Here is a 15,995-nt window from a genome sequence, read left to right as displayed (position 1 = left end):
GGCACCGCCACCGTCGAAGCAGCCCCCACCGCAAGCGCCAACGCCACAACACCCGCCACCACACACCACACATCACGGGCCCTCCAACGCCCCTCCGTGCGGCTGGCCACATCAAGCGTCCTCGTCATCGCGCACCCCGCGAGACACGTAATGACATGGCCTGGATATCGAAGTGCAGTTTCCTGGTGTTGGTCTGCATGGTCGTCCCCTGTCTGGGTGGTTTCGGTCGGATGGTGTGGACGGTGTCGGCCGTGCCGACACCGTCCGCCTGGTTCCTCTAGTTCCTCAGTGTGAGCACCAGCTTCGGCGCGAGCGTGCTGCCGGCCTCCTTGGAGTTGATGTCCACGCCGTCACTGCTGCTGGAGTCCATACCAAGAGAGAGCAGCTGGCCGAGCTCACCTGTCAGTCCGCTGATAGTCAGCGGAATGCTGTAGTTGGTGTTGGTCGCCGTCGGGCCAAACGTGCCGAGGGTGGTGCCCAGCGGCGTCGGACGGTTGAGATACGTGATCCCGGTCTCGGTCCAGCTGTCATTAGCGACCAGCTTGACGTTCTGCGTACCCGTCGACCCGCTCCCGGCGGTACGCAGCTGCAAAGTCGCACCCTCCAGTGTCCGGCCCGCATACGGTGACAGATCGAACTTCAAATACGTGACCTCCACTGGGCTGTTGTCCACACCCAACATGACGTTCGTACCAAAGTTCGTCCCCGTCGCCGCGCTCGTCACATAGCTGTCAGCGGTGGCCGTCAGCGTGACGGTCTCCGTTGTGCCGCCGCCTCCGGCTGTGGTGAAGGTCCACGTCCTGTTCGACGCCAACGCATTACCTGCAACGTCTTTCACCCCAGCGGAGCCACCAGTGATCGTTGCCGTGTACGTCCTACCGGCCACCAGATCCGCAGTCGGGTTCAACGTCGCAACGTTGTTTGTGCTGTTGTATGACACAGCGGCAGGCACCGCCGTCGACCCATCCGTCAGATTGAACGTGGCCGACGTGACTGTCGACGGATTCATCGCCTCCGAGAAATTCCCGGTCACGTTCGCCGAAACCGCAACCCCAGTGGCATTGGCCGCCGGAGACGTGGCCGTCACGGTCGGGGCGGTCGTATCCCCACCCCCGGCGGAAGCTGTGGTGAAGGTCCACGTCCTGGGCGACGCCAACGCGTTACCGGCAACGTCCTTCACTCCAGTTGAGCCGCCATCGATGGTTGCCGTGTACGTCGTATTGGCCGCCAGATCCGCAGTCGGGTTCAGCGTCGCAACGTTGTTTGTGTACGACACGGCGGCCGGCACCGTCGTCGGCCCCGTCGTCAATCTGAACGTGGTCGACGTGATCGTCGACGGATTCATCGCCTCCGAGAACGTCCCGGTCACATTTGTCGAAGCCGCCACGCCAGTGGCACCGGCCGCCGGGGACGTAGCCGTCACGGTCGGGGCGGTCGTATCCCCGCCCCCACCACCGCTGCCCTGCTCGTAGAAGCTCCAGTACCGGCTTGTGGCGTTCACATCGGCCAGCACCAGCAGACCGCTGTTGGCCGTGCCCCGCGTACTGTTGAGGTTCTGCTTCGTCGACGTCACGTTGTGCACATACTGGTCGGCGTCCACGATACGAGCCGTCTTCGTGGTCGTAAAGCTGATGTTGTTCAACGGCGTGGACTTCTCGTAGATCGCACCCCCCGAGCTGGTGCAGACACCGGCATTCGTCGTGCCGCTCGGCTTCGGATAAGTGGCGAAGGTGCGCAGCCTCTGCGTCCCCTCATCAATGAGGACGAGCACCCGGTTCGGGCACTCCGACACGGTCGCGATCGTGTGTGCCGTCCACGTCGTACCACTCAAGGCCAACAGCTGGATCAGCGGCTGGGACGCCGAGGTGAACGACGTCTTGATAGCGGCGAAAACACGACCACCCGAGGAGTCCAGCCACTTCAGGTTCATGTGGTCGTCACCGCTGCGCTGCCCCTTCACCGCCGCCACCGCAGTGGACCAGGTGGTGTTGGCATCTCCATCGACGTGGAAGCTCCAGTACATGCCGTCGGTGGCGTCACCGACCTGCCGGCTCCACATCACACCCATCTTCCCGTCGAACGCGATCACAGCCGAAATGTCGTCCACAGACACGTTGCTCAACGACGCAGGATGCTGGAACGGCGTCCCCCACGTCACGCCGGCGGTGTTGGTGACGTTCATAAAGATCTTGTTGCCCTGCTGCCACGTGGCCCACACCCGGCCAGTCGAGTCCTTGTCGATGGTCAGGGTCTCTACGCGCTGGTTGTTGATTTGTGAAGAACCCAGCAGCGTGTACGTTTTGTTGCTCGGGTTGTAGCTGTAGCGGCGCATAGTCGTCGGGAAGTTCGGCTCAGCCGGCACGCCGTCGTTGACGAACCTGTAGCTCGCCACATATAGGGTCGTCCCGTCCCACAGCACGTCATGATGAGTGTTCGCCCGTGTGTCCGTCGCCACACCCGTGTCGACCCACGAACTCGTCGCGGTGTTGAACCGGAAGATATGAAAATCCGAGCTGGAGGTGTCCCACAAGTTCCCCCACCAGGAGCCGTCGTTGAACCACAACGCACTCGTTGCCCGCTTCGTACCGGTCGGCGTCCCCGTCCCCGTATGCGACAGACCCTCAATCCCAACATCACCCGGAGCAGCCGACGCCGGACCCGGCGCCACCACCACAACACCTGCCGCAAGCAGCAGCGCTGCCAGCAGCGACGCCAGCAGCGGACGGAGCCGCCGGTTCCGCGACCTGCCTGGACGAGGACCGGCCGAGCGGTCACCTCCCCGCCTCATGCCAAGCCAGGAAGTCCCGTCCACCCTGCGCAGCTTCGACCGCATGGATACCGCCGCAAACCGTCCCGCCGCATACGCATGATGGTTGCTCATGTTTTTTCCTTCCGACATTAAATCTGTGAAATTTTGACGGTCCACCTCGGGGAGCTGTCCCGCTCAGCTGGATTGTGGAGACGTGAGCGAACCGTAGTCGCAGCGATACACGATCTGGGCCACCCGTGTCAGCGCCCGGCTGCCAGCGTTCCGCCACCAGGTCAGATCCTTGGATCCGCCCCCGGCGCCATAACGCGAGCCCTTGGCGAAGTCGTAGTCATGTTGGAGCGGGGAAAGAAACCGGCCGATTTCCCGCGCACGGGCAACGTCGACGGTGTGATCATGGGAGCGCCCACCTGCGATGACAAACTCGTCCACGTGCGAGGGCATGCGGCGAATGACGCCGGAGAGGTTGATCGCTTCTTTTCGGGTTGGAATAACCACGCTTGCTGGCGCTCCCGGTGACGATATGGTCAGCCCGGAGAGGGAAATTGGAAGCTGGGACAAATGCATCACCACTTCATGACAATTACCGAATATCAGACGACGTCGCACTTTATTGAAGCGCAACACTAGGGCTGGTCCGGTCGTAGCCTGGTTGTGGCCCCAGCTCTCTAAGCCATTCCCCGTGCCGCAGAGCCTATGTTCCGCCCCAAGAGGTGTCACGAGTAGGCTCTACTTGCTTCCCCCGCTATATCCACTCGGAAAGAACCGGGAATATACGGCCCTTCGTCACTTAGCCTGCCTAGGTCCGCCTGCGTCGAGCGGTCGGGGTGTTGTCGGGTTTCAGGCGGCCAATGTTCAGCCCATCGCCCCGCCTGAGTGCATGGCGAAGCCCTCCAGGAAGCGCAGAGCCGGGACGGAGGGCCCGCGCGGGCCTGATATCTGCGAACCACTAAGTGAATTCGGCCGAATATCAAATTTTCGGCGCGCGCTCCGTGATTCTCCAGAATATGACCAACGGGCCGGCGGAAATTTCCGCTGTTGGATGACAACTGCATCGAACAGCAAATACCCCCCCTGCCGGCACGGGACATTGACGGGTCACCTATTCTGCACCCCAATGCTCCCAGCTGTCCCGCGGGGCTAATGGATCAGGATACTAATCGACCTCGCAATAAATGGCGTCCGGGTTCGAGTCCCGGGAGCGCACGACAAAAGAAGGCCCCTGGCCAGATTTCATAGAATAATGAACGGGGTTTCCTTTTTACCCAAAACACACGGCGCTCAGACCGCAACGAAAGGCCCGATCCGGGATGGAGGAAGTCCGCTGCTTCAGGATTCCCGCCGCGCCGCGGCGGCCAATTGAAAGTGGATAGGCAGCGCAAGCTGGACCGGCAACACACCTACAGGCTCGTCAAGCAGCTCGTTGATCGAGGTCTGCCCTTCCAGTTCCATAGTCAGGTTCGAGTCCATGCCTTGAGCCTATGCGCAGCGGGCGCACGGTCTGCTGAGGGACACGGCGGGGAAGGAAGCTGTTACCCCGCCGCCAGCCCTGCCGGGCCCAACCCGTACCGGACGGTGCACGTGGCGGACAGCCAGCGTGGACACTCCTTGTGATCTGGACGACGCCCTAGTTGGCCTCGACGGGCAGGCTTGGCTCCGGAGTGCTGACGATCGACTTTGCATCGGTTGAGGAAATCCTGGTTGCTAGTTCCGTGACAACCGCCCGGAGCTCCTGCCTGAGCACGTCCGGGTCAATCGAGGCGGCGGCGAGCACGGAACGCTCCATGTCCGCGGCCTCGACAACGGCCTCGCGGCCCCGCTCCGTCAGGGACACAACGTGGCTGCGGCGGTCCGAGGCGCTGCGCTGCCGCGAGATGTGTCCGTGGGCTTCGAGCCGGCTCAGTGTTTTTCCCATGGTCTGCGCCTGGACGCGCACCAGTTGGGCCAGCTGGGCCTGCGTCATGGGGCCGTTGACGGAGAGCACTTCCATGGCGATGACACCGGCATGGGTCAGGCCAATAGCTCCCAGCTTCTCGTTCCAGGAGTGTTCAACAAGGCGTGCTGCCGTGGACAATAGGCGCCCAGTGGGCCAGCGATCCATATCAGGCATACCAACGAGTATAGCGATCACACGATTCGGCCGGCGCACCAACGCTCACTAGGCTGGAATATCACCACCTGAGACAGCCCAGAAAAGGAGCACAACGTGCCTGAACGACTCATCGCCGGCGACACCGCGCCCGCCTTCACCTTGAAAAATTCGGAAGGGCAGGACGTCTCGCTTGGGGACTTCCTGGGCCGCAGCACAGTGGTCTACTTTTATCCGGCGGCCTCCACTCCGGGCTGCACCAAACAGGCCTGCGACTTCAGGGACTCCTTGGCATCCCTGAAGAGTGCCGGCTACGAGGTGGTGGGCATCTCCCCCGATCCCGTGGACAAGCTCGCCAGGTTCTCAGCCGCAGAAGGCCTGGATTTCCCCCTGCTGTCCGATCCTGACCACGCCGTCGCAGAGGCCTACGCCGCATGGGGCGAGAAGAAGAACTACGGCAAGACCTACCAAGGGCTCATCCGGTCCACGGTGGTTGTCGACCCCGAGGGGAAAGTCGCGGCTGCCCAGTACAACGTCCGGGCCACCGGACATGTCGCCAAACTCCGCAGGGACCTCAAAATCGACTCCTAGCCGGCGAATCATTCGCAGCCCGGACCCAGCGCCAGCCGCGACTCCCCTCGGGGGTCGGGTTCCGGGCTTCGCGCTCATCCCCTGCGGGTGATGCGTCCTGGCCGTCCGCCACCGTACATTCGCTGCAGGTCCACGCCTCTCTGGCGTCACGGGATGGAGCAGCGTGCTTGAACTGATCGCCGAGCTGGTGCCGCAGGCCATCGGAATGGCGGCCAGTCCGCTCCCGCTGATCGCCGTGCTGTTGATGATCCTTTCCCCGGATGGACGGGGCCGGAGCCTGGGCTTTGCCTTAGGCAGGGTCCTCGCGGTCCTCGTTACGGTGCTTGCCGTGGCTGCCCTGTCCGACTTTGCCACCCAGGCGTCAGGCGGCACACGCCTGGGCGCAGTCATCCGCCTCGTCCTTGGCGTGACACTCATCGTCCTGGCGCTGTCCAAGCTCCGTTCGCGGCCCAAGGGCGCCGCCGAACCGAAAACTCCCGGGTGGATGCAGGCCCTGGCCGGCATAACGCCCGCGAAGGCCCTGCGGACGGGATTTCTGGTGACCGCGATCAATCCGAAGGAACTGATCTTCGGCATCGCGGCCGGCGTTGTGATCGGCAGCGCCAGCATCCCGCCAGGTATGGCTGCCGCCGCCCTGCTCATCTATACGGCACTCGCCACGGTCACCGTGGTGGTGCCGGTAGCGGCTTATCTCCTGCTCGGCGCTCCAGTACGCCGCGTACTGGAACCGGCCAAGACCTGGCTGGTTCGCTACTACAACGTCATCATCGCCGCCGTACTTGCCATTATTGGCGCAGTCATGATCGGTAAGGGCATGGCCGGCATCTAATCTTTCACCCCGGTTCTAAACCAGCGGCCGATCGTTCCGGTATTCCCGACGGCGGTGGCCGGCGCCGGGTTCCACGGCGAAGCCTGTCGCCGAAGCGTGTGCCGTGAAATGTACAATGGAGCCTGGCATCCGCCACGCCGGTCCTTGGGCCGGCCAGGTGCGGGCGCCGCGCGCGAGTGGTGAAATTGGCAGACACGCAGGATTTAGGTTCCTGTGCCTTCGGGCGTGGGGGTTCAAGTCCCCCCTTGCGCACACAGAAAGAGTCCCGGTCTTCGGACCGGGACTCTTTCGTTTAACCGCGACTCTGTTGAGCCTGCTGGGCCGTCAATGGGACCTGCGAAAAGATTTTCTAATCCCGCACCCATCCGTTTCCCCGGAGTCCCCGAATACCCATTGAGACACCAACCAAGGGTCGGTGCCCAACAAGTCGGACAAGGGCCAGAGCGGCAAAAGCGCCGCTGGCAACGATCGGCACAACAAAGGAGAAACCGAAATGCAGACCATCAAGCGCACGACTCTTTCCGTTGCAGGAATCGCTGCTGCGGCCATGCTCAGCCTCACGGCCTGTGGCGGAGCAGCCACCACGGCACCCGCCTCCTCGGCCCCGGCCTCCAAGCCGATGGAAACAAGCATGGCACCGTCGCCGTCCGCCAGCTCGGCAGCAGCCATGGATCCGGCCGCAAACCTCGTCGGTGCCGGCTGCGCAGGCTACGCCGCACAGGTCCCGAGCGGCGCCGGCTCCGTCTCCGGGATGGCCCTCGACCCGGTAGCCGTCGCGGCGTCCAACAACCCGATCCTCACCACGCTGACCGCCGCTGTTTCCGGCAAGCTCAACCCCAAGGTCGACCTGGTGGACACCCTCAACGGCAGCGAATTCACGGTCTTCGCACCGACGGATGACGCCTTCGCCAAGATCGACCCCGCCACGATCGAAACGCTGAAGACGGACGATGCCCTGCTCAGCAAGATCCTGACCTACCACGTTGTTCCGGGCAAGATCAGCCCGGACCAGATCGTCGGCACCCATAAAACGGTCCAGGGCGGTTCCGTCACCGTCACCGGCACCAAGGACGCGCTCAAGGTCGACGACGCCAACGTTGTTTGCGGCGGCGTCATGACAGCCAACGCCACCGTCTACATGGTCGACTCGGTCCTGATGCCGAAGTAGGCAGCACCAAGCCCTCCTGCTGCGGTCCCAGCCTGACTCACTGGACCAACTAGGAGAAACGAAGGCCCGCACCGCTGGTGCGGGCCTTCGTTTTTTCCTGCCTGGACGAGGGCGCGGCCGGCTCACAGGGATCCCCCGGGCCGGTCAACTAGAATGAGGCTGTTCCGCAGCCGGCGGTCCATCCAGTTCCCCAGAGGTGATTTCCGAGTGCCCAGAAGTACAGTGCCCAGCCGTACCGTGCGCCCCCGCAACATGCAGGGCCGTGGAGCGCGGGCCGGTGCAGTGCGCCGCATCGCAGCCGGCGTGGCCGTGCTCCTGACCCTCGCCGCCTGCACGGGCACACCCGGCCCCGGCCCGGGTTCCGCCACCGCCTCGGCAAGCCCCACAGATTCCGGCCCCAGCGCCGTCTTCACGTTCGGCACCGCCTCGCAGCCGCTCGGGCTTGATCCGGCAGTGGTCTCCGACATCGAGTCCTACCGGATCACGCGCCAGGTCCTTGAGGGACTGGTCGGCGTGGACCAGACCACGGGACAGCCCACGCCGCTGCTGGCAACCCAATGGTCCACGAGCGGGGACGGCCGCGCCTACACATTCAAGCTCCGCGAGAAGGTCACCTTCCAGGACGGGACGGCCTTCGACGCCGCGGCCGTCTGCAGCAACTTCAACCGCTGGTTCAACTTCTCGAGTGCGCTTCGGCAGCAGGCTCCGGGGACAACCTTCAAGGGCGTATTCAAAGCCCACGCGGATCAGGCGTCCCTCTCCATCTACAAGGGATGCACCGCCGCAGCCCCGGACAACGTCACGATCGAACTCACCCAGCCCTTCACCGGTTTCCTGCAGGCCCTCACGCTGCCCGCCTTCGCCATCTCCTCGCCGCAGGCACTTGCCTCCGAAAACGCCGACGAGCTGAACCAGAGCCGCGACGGCCAGCCCGTCTCCGCCTACGGGCTCCACCCCGTGGGAACCGGTCCGTACGTCTTCAGTTCCTGGGACCCGGGCAGCATCACTCTCGCCAGCAACAAGGACTACTGGGGGGACAAGGGCCAGATCGGCACCATCAACTTTGTCACCTACGATCACACCCAGACCCGGATGCAGGCCCTGCTCGACGGCAAGATCGACGCCTACGACGCCGTTACAATCGGCAACTTCGACCAGCTCGTCAAGCGCGGCCAGCAGATCGTGCAGCGTGATCCGTTCTCCGTCATGTACCTGGGCATGAACCAGGAAGTGCCCATCCTGCAGAACGTCAAGGTCCGCCAGGCCATCGAAATGGCGCTGGACAAGGACACCTTGATCCGCAAGTTCTTCATCGACAACACGGCCCAGGCGACGCAGTTCGTCCCGCCGAAGCTCAGCGGGTTCAACAACAACGCCCCCGCCCTGGGCCACAACCCGGCGAAGGCCAAGGAACTGCTCACCGAGGCCGGCTACCAGGGCGAGGAACTGAAGTTCTACTACCCGCTGAACGTCACCAGGCCTTATCTCCCGACCCCGGAAAAGGTCTACGCGGAAATCAGCAAGCAACTGACCGCCGTCGGGCTGAACATCAAGCCTGTGCCCGTCGAGTGGTCCGACGGCTACCTCCAGAAGGTCACCTCACCCGGCGATCACGGCCTCCATCTGCTGGGCTGGAACGGTTCCTACGCCGACCCGGACAACTTTGTGGGCCCGCTCTTCGGCGAGAACACCGGCGAGTTCGGCTACCAGGACCCACAGGTCTTTTCCAAGATCGCCCGCGCGCGCGGCCTGCCGGACGGCAAGGAGCGGACAGAGGAATACCAGACCATCAACGCTCAGATCGCTGCCACGGTCCCCGCCGTGCCGATCGCTTTCCCGATCTCCGCGCTTGCCCTCTCCGACCGCGTGCTGAAGTATCCGGCGTCGCCCGTCCTGAATGAAGTTTTCACAAAGGTGGAGCTAAAGCCTTGACGGACGGACCCAATTTCAGTAAGAGGCCCGTGCGGGATATTCTGTGACAGCCAGACCCGCTGCTATCGGAGACTGATTGTGACTTTCATTTCCAAGACCCAACATGCCGACGTCGTCCTGATCGGCGGCGGCATCATGAGCGCCACGCTCGGTGCCTTCCTGAAGCAGCTCGAGCCGAACTGGACGATCTCCCTGTTCGAGAAGCTGGACGAGCCCGGCCTGGAAAGCTCCGGGCCCTGGAACAACGCCGGAACCGGACATGCCGCGCTGTGTGAGCTTAACTACTCCCCCGCTGCCAAAGACGGCTCCGTGGACCCCGCGAAGGCGCTCCTCATTAACGAGCAGTTCCAGTTGTCCCGCCAGTTCTGGTCCCACCTCGTCACGAACGGCATGATCGGCTCCCCCAAGGGCTTCATCAACACGGTTCCGCACATGAGCTTTGTGATCGGCGAAGACAACACCAAGTTCCTGCGCACGCGCTACGAGGCGCTCAAGCCGAACCCGCTGTTCCGGTCGATGGAATACTCCGAGGACCACGCCCAGATCGCGAAGTGGGCTCCGCTGATCGTCAAGGGACGCGACCCGAAGCAGCGCGTCGCCGCCACCCGCGCGGCGGAAGGGACCGACGTCGACTTCGGCGCCCTGACCCGTGAGCTGACCACCTACCTGGGCAACAACGGTGTGGAGGTCAATTACGGCCACGACGTCTCAGGCATCAAGCGCGCCCCCGGCGGCGGCTGGGACCTGGCGATCAAGCACCCCACGTCCGGCGAGCACGGCTCGATCCGCGCGAAGTTCGTCTTTGTGGGCGCCGGCGGCGGCGCCCTTCACCTGCTGCAGGCCTCCGGCATTCCGGAGAGCAAGGGTTACGGCGGTTTCCCTGTCTCCGGCCAGTTCTTCCGCTGCACCGACGAGACGCTCGCGGCCCAGCACAGCGCCAAGGTCTACGGCCAGGCATCCGTGGGCGCCCCGCCCATGTCCGTTCCGCACCTCGACACCCGTTACGTCAACGGCAAGCGCTCCCTGCTGTTCGGCCCGTACGCCGGTTTCTCCACGAACTTCCTGAAGAATGGTTCCTACCTGGACCTCCCGCTGTCCATCCGGCCCTCCAACATCGTCCCGATGCTGGCCGTGGCGAAGGACAACATGGATCTGACCGCGTACCTGGTCAAAGAGGTCGCCAAGCGGCACGGAGCCAAGGTCGAGGCCCTGCGCGAGTATTACCCCGCGGCAAAGGACGGCGACTGGGAGCTCATCACCGCCGGCCAGCGTGTCCAGATCATCAAGAAGGACCCGAAGAAGGGCGGCGTGCTGCAGTTCGGCACCGAAGTCATCGCCGGCCGCGACGGATCCATCGGCGCCCTGCTGGGTGCGTCCCCGGGCGCGTCCACCGCGGTGCCGATCATGATCGAACTGCTCCAGAAGTCCTTCCCGAAGCAGTTCAAGGGCTGGCAGTCCAAGTTCAAGGAGATGATGCCCGGCTACGGCGTCAAGCTCAACGAGAACCCGGACCTCGCCGCCAAGCTCGAAGCCGACACTGCCAAGGCACTGCAGCTGGAACCGGTCAACGCCGCGCGCAACTGACGCCCGCTCCGGGTTACGGCAGGCTCGATCCATTTCAGGCTAGATTCCGTTGAAGTACGTCCGTCGACCCATCAGGAGACCATGAGATGTTCCGGCTCGCAAAGCTGTCGCTGGCCAACCGGGCCCTGATCGCGCTGATCACCGTCTTCGCGTCGGTTTTCGGCGTGATCACGATGTCCTCGCTCAAGCAGGAGCTCATCCCGTCCATCGAGTTCCCGCAGATCACGGTCATCACCTCGATGCCGGGCGCCTCGCCCGAAGTCGTGGACAAGCAGATCAGCAGCCCGCTGGAAACGGCACTCAACGGCGTCGAGGGCCTGGAGTCGACGTCGTCCACGTCCCGCAACGGCGTGTCCCAGATCAGCATGGTGTTCACCTATGGCTCGAACCTGGACCGCGCCCGGAACCAGATCGACCGGGCCATCTCCAACGCCAAGCCGTCGCTGCCGGAGGACGTCCAGCCCCAGGCCATCGCCGGCAGCATCAGCGATTTCCCGATCGTGTTCCTCGCGGTCTCCTCCGACAAGCCGTTGAGCGAGCTGAACGCCGATCTGGCCCGGCTCACCGTCCCGCGGCTGCAGAAGCTCGACGGCGTCCGCGGCGCCGAGGTGACCGGCGGCGCCACGCAGCACATCAAGATCCTCCCCCGCCCCGAGGCCATGGCGGCCTCCGGCGCGAACATCCAATCCATTAGCGCGGCGCTCAAGAACAACGGGGCCCTCGTGCCGGCCGGCACCATCGAAGAGCAGGGCAAGACGCTGTCGCTGCAGATCGGCAGCCCGGTCGACTCGCTCGACGCCATCAAGGCGCTCCCACTGGGCGGCACCGGCAATGCCGCAACCATCGGCAGCGTCGCAGACGTCAGCATCGCCGAGGACGCCCGCACCTCGATCACGCGGACCAACGGCAAGGAAACCCTCGCCCTGTCCGTCACGAAGAAGCCAGAGGGTGACACGGTCGGCATCTCCCACGCGGTGAAAGACTCCCTCCCCCAGCTCGAGGCCGAACTTGGCTCCAACGCCCGATTCACCCCGATCTTCGACCAGGCGCCGTTCATCGAAAAATCCATCAAGGACCTCACCACCGAGGGCCTGCTGGGCCTGGGCTTCGCCGTCGCGGTGATCCTGCTCTTCCTGATGTCGGTCCGCGCCACCCTGGTCACGGCCGTTTCCATCCCGCTATCCCTGCTGATCACGTTTATCGGGCTTTCGGCCACCGGCTACTCGCTGAACATCCTGACCCTCGGCGCGCTCACCATCGCGATCGGCCGCGTCGTGGACGACTCCATCGTGGTGATCGAGAACATCAAACGCCATCTGAGCTACGGCGAGGCGAAGATCACCGCGATCCAGACGTCCATCCGCGAAGTCGCCGGCGCCATCACGGCGTCGACCCTCACCACCGTGGCCGTCTTCCTGCCGATTGCCTTTGTGGCCGGCCTGGCAGGCGAACTGTTCCGGCCGTTCGCGCTGACGGTCACCATCGCCCTGCTGTCCTCCCTGCTCGTCTCGCTGACGATCGTGCCGGTGCTGGCGTACTGGTTCCTGCGGAACCCGGCCGACAAGGCGGCCGGCGCCGGAGACACCACTGCCACAGCGGCCGCCGGCCGTGAACCCACTGCCCGGCAGATCGCGGCGAAGGCCCACGAGGCAGAGCAGCGCACCGTCCTGCAGCGCGGCTACCTGCCGGTCCTGACCAAAACCCAGAAGCATCCGGTCGTGACCCTGATCGCGGCCCTGCTGGTCCTCGGCGGCACCGCCGCCATGACCCCGCTGCTGGCCACCGACCTGCTGGGCAGCTCCGGCGAGAACAGCATGACCGTCCGGCAGGCCCTCCCGGTCGGCACCAGCCTGGCCGAGGCCAGCGCCTCGGCGGTCAAGGTCGAAGAGGTGCTGCGGGAGATCGACGGCGTCAAGGACGTCCAGGTGACCACCGGCAACGCCCAGACCGGATTCTCCGCGCTGCTGTCCGCCGGTGCCTCGAACTCAAGCTTCACCGTGGTGACCGAGGCGAAGGCCAACCAAGGCAAACTCAAGGAAACCGTCCGCAGCGAACTGGCCGGGATCCCCGACGCCGGCAAGATCACCGTGGGCTCGCAGCAAGGCGGCTTTGGCACGTCCTCGACCGTGGACATCACCCTCAAGGCCGCCACCACCGCCGATCTCCGGACCGCGAGCGACGCCATGGTCAAGGCCATGGACGGCGTCCCTGGCTCCTCAGAGGTGGCCACCAACCTGGCCGCCAGCCAGCCGGTGGTCCAGGTCAAAGTGGACCGGGCCAAGGCGGTGGCCGCCGGCCTGACCGAGGAACAGGTGGCCGGCGTGCTCGCCTCCACCATCAGCCCGATCCCGGCCGGAACAGTGCGCATCGAGACCAACGACTTCCCGGTCAAGATCGGCGAAGGCACCCGCTTCACGAGCATCGACGCCGTCCGGCAGACCCCGCTGCCGACGGCGGCCGGTCCCGTGCCGCTGGTCAGCATCGCCTCCGTGGAGCAGGTAGACGTCCCTGTGTCCATTACCGCCAGCAACGGCCAGCGGACCGCACGGGTGTCCGTCATGCCGTCGGGCGCCAACCTCGGCGCCTTGAGCACCGAGGTGCAGTCCCGGCTCAAGACCGTCCAACTGCCGCCGGGCGTCACTGCCGAGATCGGTGGYGCCACAACCCAGCAGGCCGAATCGTTCGGCCAGCTCGGCCTGGCGCTGCTGGCGGCCATCGCGATCGTCTACGTGATCATGGTGGCGACGTTCAAGTCGCTCGTCCAGCCGCTGATCCTGCTGGTTTCGGTGCCCTTCGCGGCCACCGGCGCAATCGGGCTGCTGCTCGTCACCGGAGTGCCTCTTGGGCTTCCGTCCCTGATCGGCATGCTGATGCTCGTCGGCATCGTGGTGACAAACGCCATTGTGCTGATCGACCTCATCAACCAGTACCGCCAGCCGCGGAACGGCGAGCCCGGAATGAGCGTGGCGGACGCGATCACGCACGGCGCTCGCCAACGGCTCCGGCCGATCCTGATGACCGCGCTGGCGACAGTTTTCGCACTGACTCCGATGGCGCTGGGCCTGACCGGCGGCGGCGGCTTCATCTCACAGCCGCTGGCCATCGTGGTGATCGGCGGCCTCATCTCCTCCACTGCCCTGACCCTGGTCCTGGTGCCGGTGCTGTACCGGCTGGTCGAGGGACGCCGCGAACGGAAGGCGCTGGCCAAAACTGCCGACGGCACCGGGACCGCCTCGGCTCCGGCTCCGTCCCGTGGCCGCAGGGCTGCCCCGGGGGCCATCCCCGACGATTTCCCCGACGACCTTCCCGAGGACGCCCGCCTGCCGACAGGATCGCGGTAGCCCCCGGGCCCGGTTCTAGGATCCTGTCAGGGCCGATTTGCGTTGGCGGTGCGCGGGCCGCGGCTTCCCGTGGACTCCGTGGGCCGGCTTCGGGGTTCCGGCGGCCGCTTCGTCGCTGCGGTGCCGGGGTCCGCCGGGGATCTCCACCGGGCGCTGGGAGCGGGCTGCCGGGACCACGACCTCGCGGGCAGGATTGCCGGAGAACGTCGCGCCTTCCGGGTTATCCTCGCCTTTCATCAGCATGGCATCGGCCCCCAGGGAGGAACCGTCGCGCATCCGAACACCGTAGTTGACCCAGCAATCCACGCCGAGGGTGCAGCCGTTGCCAATCAAGATGTAGTGGGTCTTGAACGTGCCGTCTTCCAATTCAGCAGAACGTCGGGAAGCCCTCGCAAAGAGCCTCGACCATGTTGGAGACAGGGAAGCCGTGGAGGCCCGACTCATCGCGGACCGGACCAAGCGACTCCGCCGACGGCAGCGGTCCTGGCGCTTCCGCCTTCCCTCCCCGGCACCGAACGCCCACCTCTCTATCTCGTCAGCACCCACGGTGCGCTCGGCGGAGGACAGTTCAGTGGCCCATGTCCGCATCACGTTGATGGCGGCAAGGTATTTGCCATCCGGGTAGTTTGTGGATTGGGGTCGGAACGCCGGGTTACCTGCCTCGCTGAATGACGTGGCCCTATGTAGGAGTCCAGTTCGTCACGGAGCGCGATGTCAATTTTCGATGAGAAGGGCTCCATCCTTTTCTTGCTCCTTGGGGCGACCCGGCCCTGGTCCCCTGGCAGCGGCCCCAGGGTTCACGTTGGCCTGGCGTAATTCAGAACGCGTAGTGTCAGCGGCAGAAGTCGGAGGAACCGCCTCCAGGGCTCTGGAGGTCGAGACGTCGACGGCGTCTTGACGTTGGCGCATGGATAGATGATTCTCTCTCAACTGCCATCACTTTGCTGCGTCCACGTAGCGAGCGTGGGAAACGAACTTCTCGGTTAGGACCACCGCTCCCCTAATGTTCGTTTTCTAAGGGGGATTTGCTGCTCATTGAGTCCTGCATCGCGGTTCTAAGCGGCAAATGCGGAGCACGGACGTCTGTTCCACGTTCAGCAGTTGCCTTTGCTTGGGGAGCTAGGCCAGATCGGCGACCAGGACCTTTTTCCCGATCAAGCGAGGCCCGGTGGCCGGCCCGAGGATGACGGACGTCTTCCCCACGCCGCCCTTCGATTACCTATGGCGGTTTCTCTCACGATGCGCCTGACGCTTATGGATCTATCAAGATGTAACCGTCACTGCTTCTCCCGGTTTAGCGCTGGTAGGGCTCACTGAGAAGGCGGGCGGCAGCCTGGGAGGTTCGCCATCTGAGGACGAGGAACGGGCGCCTACGCTAGGTATTATCGGGGCCGCGAGTGCTGGAAGCAGGTACTCGGGGCTTGGATACAGGTACCCGGGGAGGGCGGATACAGGTGCTCGAAGTCATTGCGGTAGGCCACTAAACGTGGCTACTGTCGAAACAGAGGATTGAAGCCCCAAACTGCATTTCGGAGTATCCGCGGTGGGGAAGCCAGGTATTGCTGCTGGGGGAAATAGCGGCGGCCGCAGTATTCCGTTTGTGCCGCTTTGCGCGGCATTCCTTGAATAGTAGAAGGGTCCGGACGAAGATGTCCGCCACCCGTCACACACAAGCTGGCAGGAGCCTCCCCCTC

General features: G+C 64.4%; 11 protein-coding genes and 1 tRNA gene. 7 read left to right on the top strand and 5 right to left on the bottom strand.

All coding sequences use genetic code 11. The annotated features are described in order from the left end of the window. Positions 1 to 277: 277 nt before the first annotated feature. From AB4Y67_RS16110 to AB4Y67_RS16095, 4 genes are all read right to left on the bottom strand, one after another. On the bottom strand, positions 278 to 2,881 hold the full coding sequence (locus AB4Y67_RS16110) for an Ig-like domain-containing protein (protein WP_441406767.1): 2,604 nt from the start codon (positions 2,879 to 2,881) through the stop codon (positions 278 to 280). 63 nt (positions 2,882 to 2,944) lie between these two features. Beyond that, positions 2,945 to 3,265 carry a hypothetical protein gene (locus tag AB4Y67_RS16105; RefSeq protein ID WP_441406766.1) on the bottom strand — a complete coding sequence of 107 codons (321 nt, stop codon included), beginning with the start codon at positions 3,263 to 3,265 and terminating at the stop codon, positions 2,945 to 2,947. 831 nt (positions 3,266 to 4,096) lie between these two features. Continuing rightward, a complete protein-coding gene (locus tag AB4Y67_RS16100) occupies positions 4,097 to 4,237 on the bottom strand; it encodes a hypothetical protein (RefSeq protein WP_441406765.1) in 141 nt (46 codons plus the stop codon). 157 nt (positions 4,238 to 4,394) lie between these two features. Continuing rightward, on the bottom strand, positions 4,395 to 4,868 hold the full coding sequence (locus AB4Y67_RS16095) for a MarR family winged helix-turn-helix transcriptional regulator (protein ID WP_441406770.1): 474 nt from the start codon (positions 4,866 to 4,868) through the stop codon (positions 4,395 to 4,397). A 105-nt stretch (positions 4,869 to 4,973) separates the two neighbouring features. Here AB4Y67_RS16095 and bcp point away from each other — a divergent pair, with 105 nt between their 5' ends. The 7 genes from bcp (at position 4,974) to AB4Y67_RS16060 (ending at position 14,301) form a co-directional block, all read left to right on the top strand. Further along, positions 4,974 to 5,447 (top strand): thioredoxin-dependent thiol peroxidase, encoded by a 474-nt coding sequence (gene bcp, locus AB4Y67_RS16090; protein ID WP_441406764.1) that lies wholly within the window; start codon positions 4,974 to 4,976, stop codon positions 5,445 to 5,447. Positions 5,448 to 5,610: 163 nt separating this feature from the next. Continuing rightward, entirely contained in the window at positions 5,611 to 6,276 is a 666-nt protein-coding gene (locus AB4Y67_RS16085; RefSeq protein ID WP_441406763.1) for a GAP family protein, read from the top strand. A 170-nt stretch (positions 6,277 to 6,446) separates the two neighbouring features. Next, positions 6,447 to 6,528 (top strand) — tRNA-Leu (locus AB4Y67_RS16080). A gap of 241 nt (positions 6,529 to 6,769) precedes the next feature. Next, complete coding sequence (locus tag AB4Y67_RS16075; RefSeq protein WP_441406762.1) at positions 6,770 to 7,444, top strand: fasciclin domain-containing protein; 675 nt, start codon at positions 6,770 to 6,772, stop codon at positions 7,442 to 7,444. A 252-nt stretch (positions 7,445 to 7,696) separates the two neighbouring features. After that, positions 7,697 to 9,376, top strand: coding sequence for an ABC transporter substrate-binding protein (locus AB4Y67_RS16070; RefSeq protein ID WP_441406769.1), 1,680 nt, complete (start codon positions 7,697 to 7,699; stop codon positions 9,374 to 9,376). Between the two features lie 78 nt (positions 9,377 to 9,454). Next, on the top strand, positions 9,455 to 10,960 hold the full coding sequence (locus tag AB4Y67_RS16065) for a malate:quinone oxidoreductase (protein WP_441406761.1): 1,506 nt from the start codon (positions 9,455 to 9,457) through the stop codon (positions 10,958 to 10,960). An 86-nt stretch (positions 10,961 to 11,046) separates the two neighbouring features. Further along, entirely contained in the window at positions 11,047 to 14,301 is a 3,255-nt protein-coding gene (locus tag AB4Y67_RS16060; RefSeq protein WP_441406760.1) for an efflux RND transporter permease subunit, read from the top strand. A gap of 15 nt (positions 14,302 to 14,316) precedes the next feature. Here AB4Y67_RS16060 and AB4Y67_RS16055 read toward each other — a convergent pair whose 3' ends face one another. Next, positions 14,317 to 14,667, bottom strand: coding sequence for a hypothetical protein (locus AB4Y67_RS16055; protein WP_441406759.1), 351 nt, complete (start codon positions 14,665 to 14,667; stop codon positions 14,317 to 14,319). Positions 14,668 to 15,995 lie beyond the last annotated feature (1,328 nt).

The organism is Arthrobacter sp. YAF17 (genome assembly GCF_052113365.1).
Classification (GTDB): domain Bacteria; phylum Actinomycetota; class Actinomycetes; order Actinomycetales; family Micrococcaceae; genus Arthrobacter.
The sequence above is the reverse complement of the archived record's forward strand: the minus strand, read 5'-3'. Positions and strand labels throughout refer to the sequence as shown.

Bases quoted from the DNA above. Each gene is read 5' to 3' on its own strand.
- AB4Y67_RS16110 (WP_441406767.1), bottom strand. From the start codon at position 2,881: ATGAGCAACCATCATGCGTATGCGGCGGGACGGTTTGCGGCGGTATCC.
- AB4Y67_RS16100 (WP_441406765.1), bottom strand. From the start codon at position 4,237: ATGGACTCGAACCTGACTATGGAACTGGAAGGGCAGACCTCGATCAAC.
- AB4Y67_RS16095 (WP_441406770.1), bottom strand. From the start codon at position 4,868: ATGGATCGCTGGCCCACTGGGCGCCTATTGTCCACGGCAGCACGCCTT.
- AB4Y67_RS16075 (WP_441406762.1), top strand. From the start codon at position 6,770: ATGCAGACCATCAAGCGCACGACTCTTTCCGTTGCAGGAATCGCTGCT.
- AB4Y67_RS16070 (WP_441406769.1), top strand. From the start codon at position 7,697: ATGCAGGGCCGTGGAGCGCGGGCCGGTGCAGTGCGCCGCATCGCAGCC.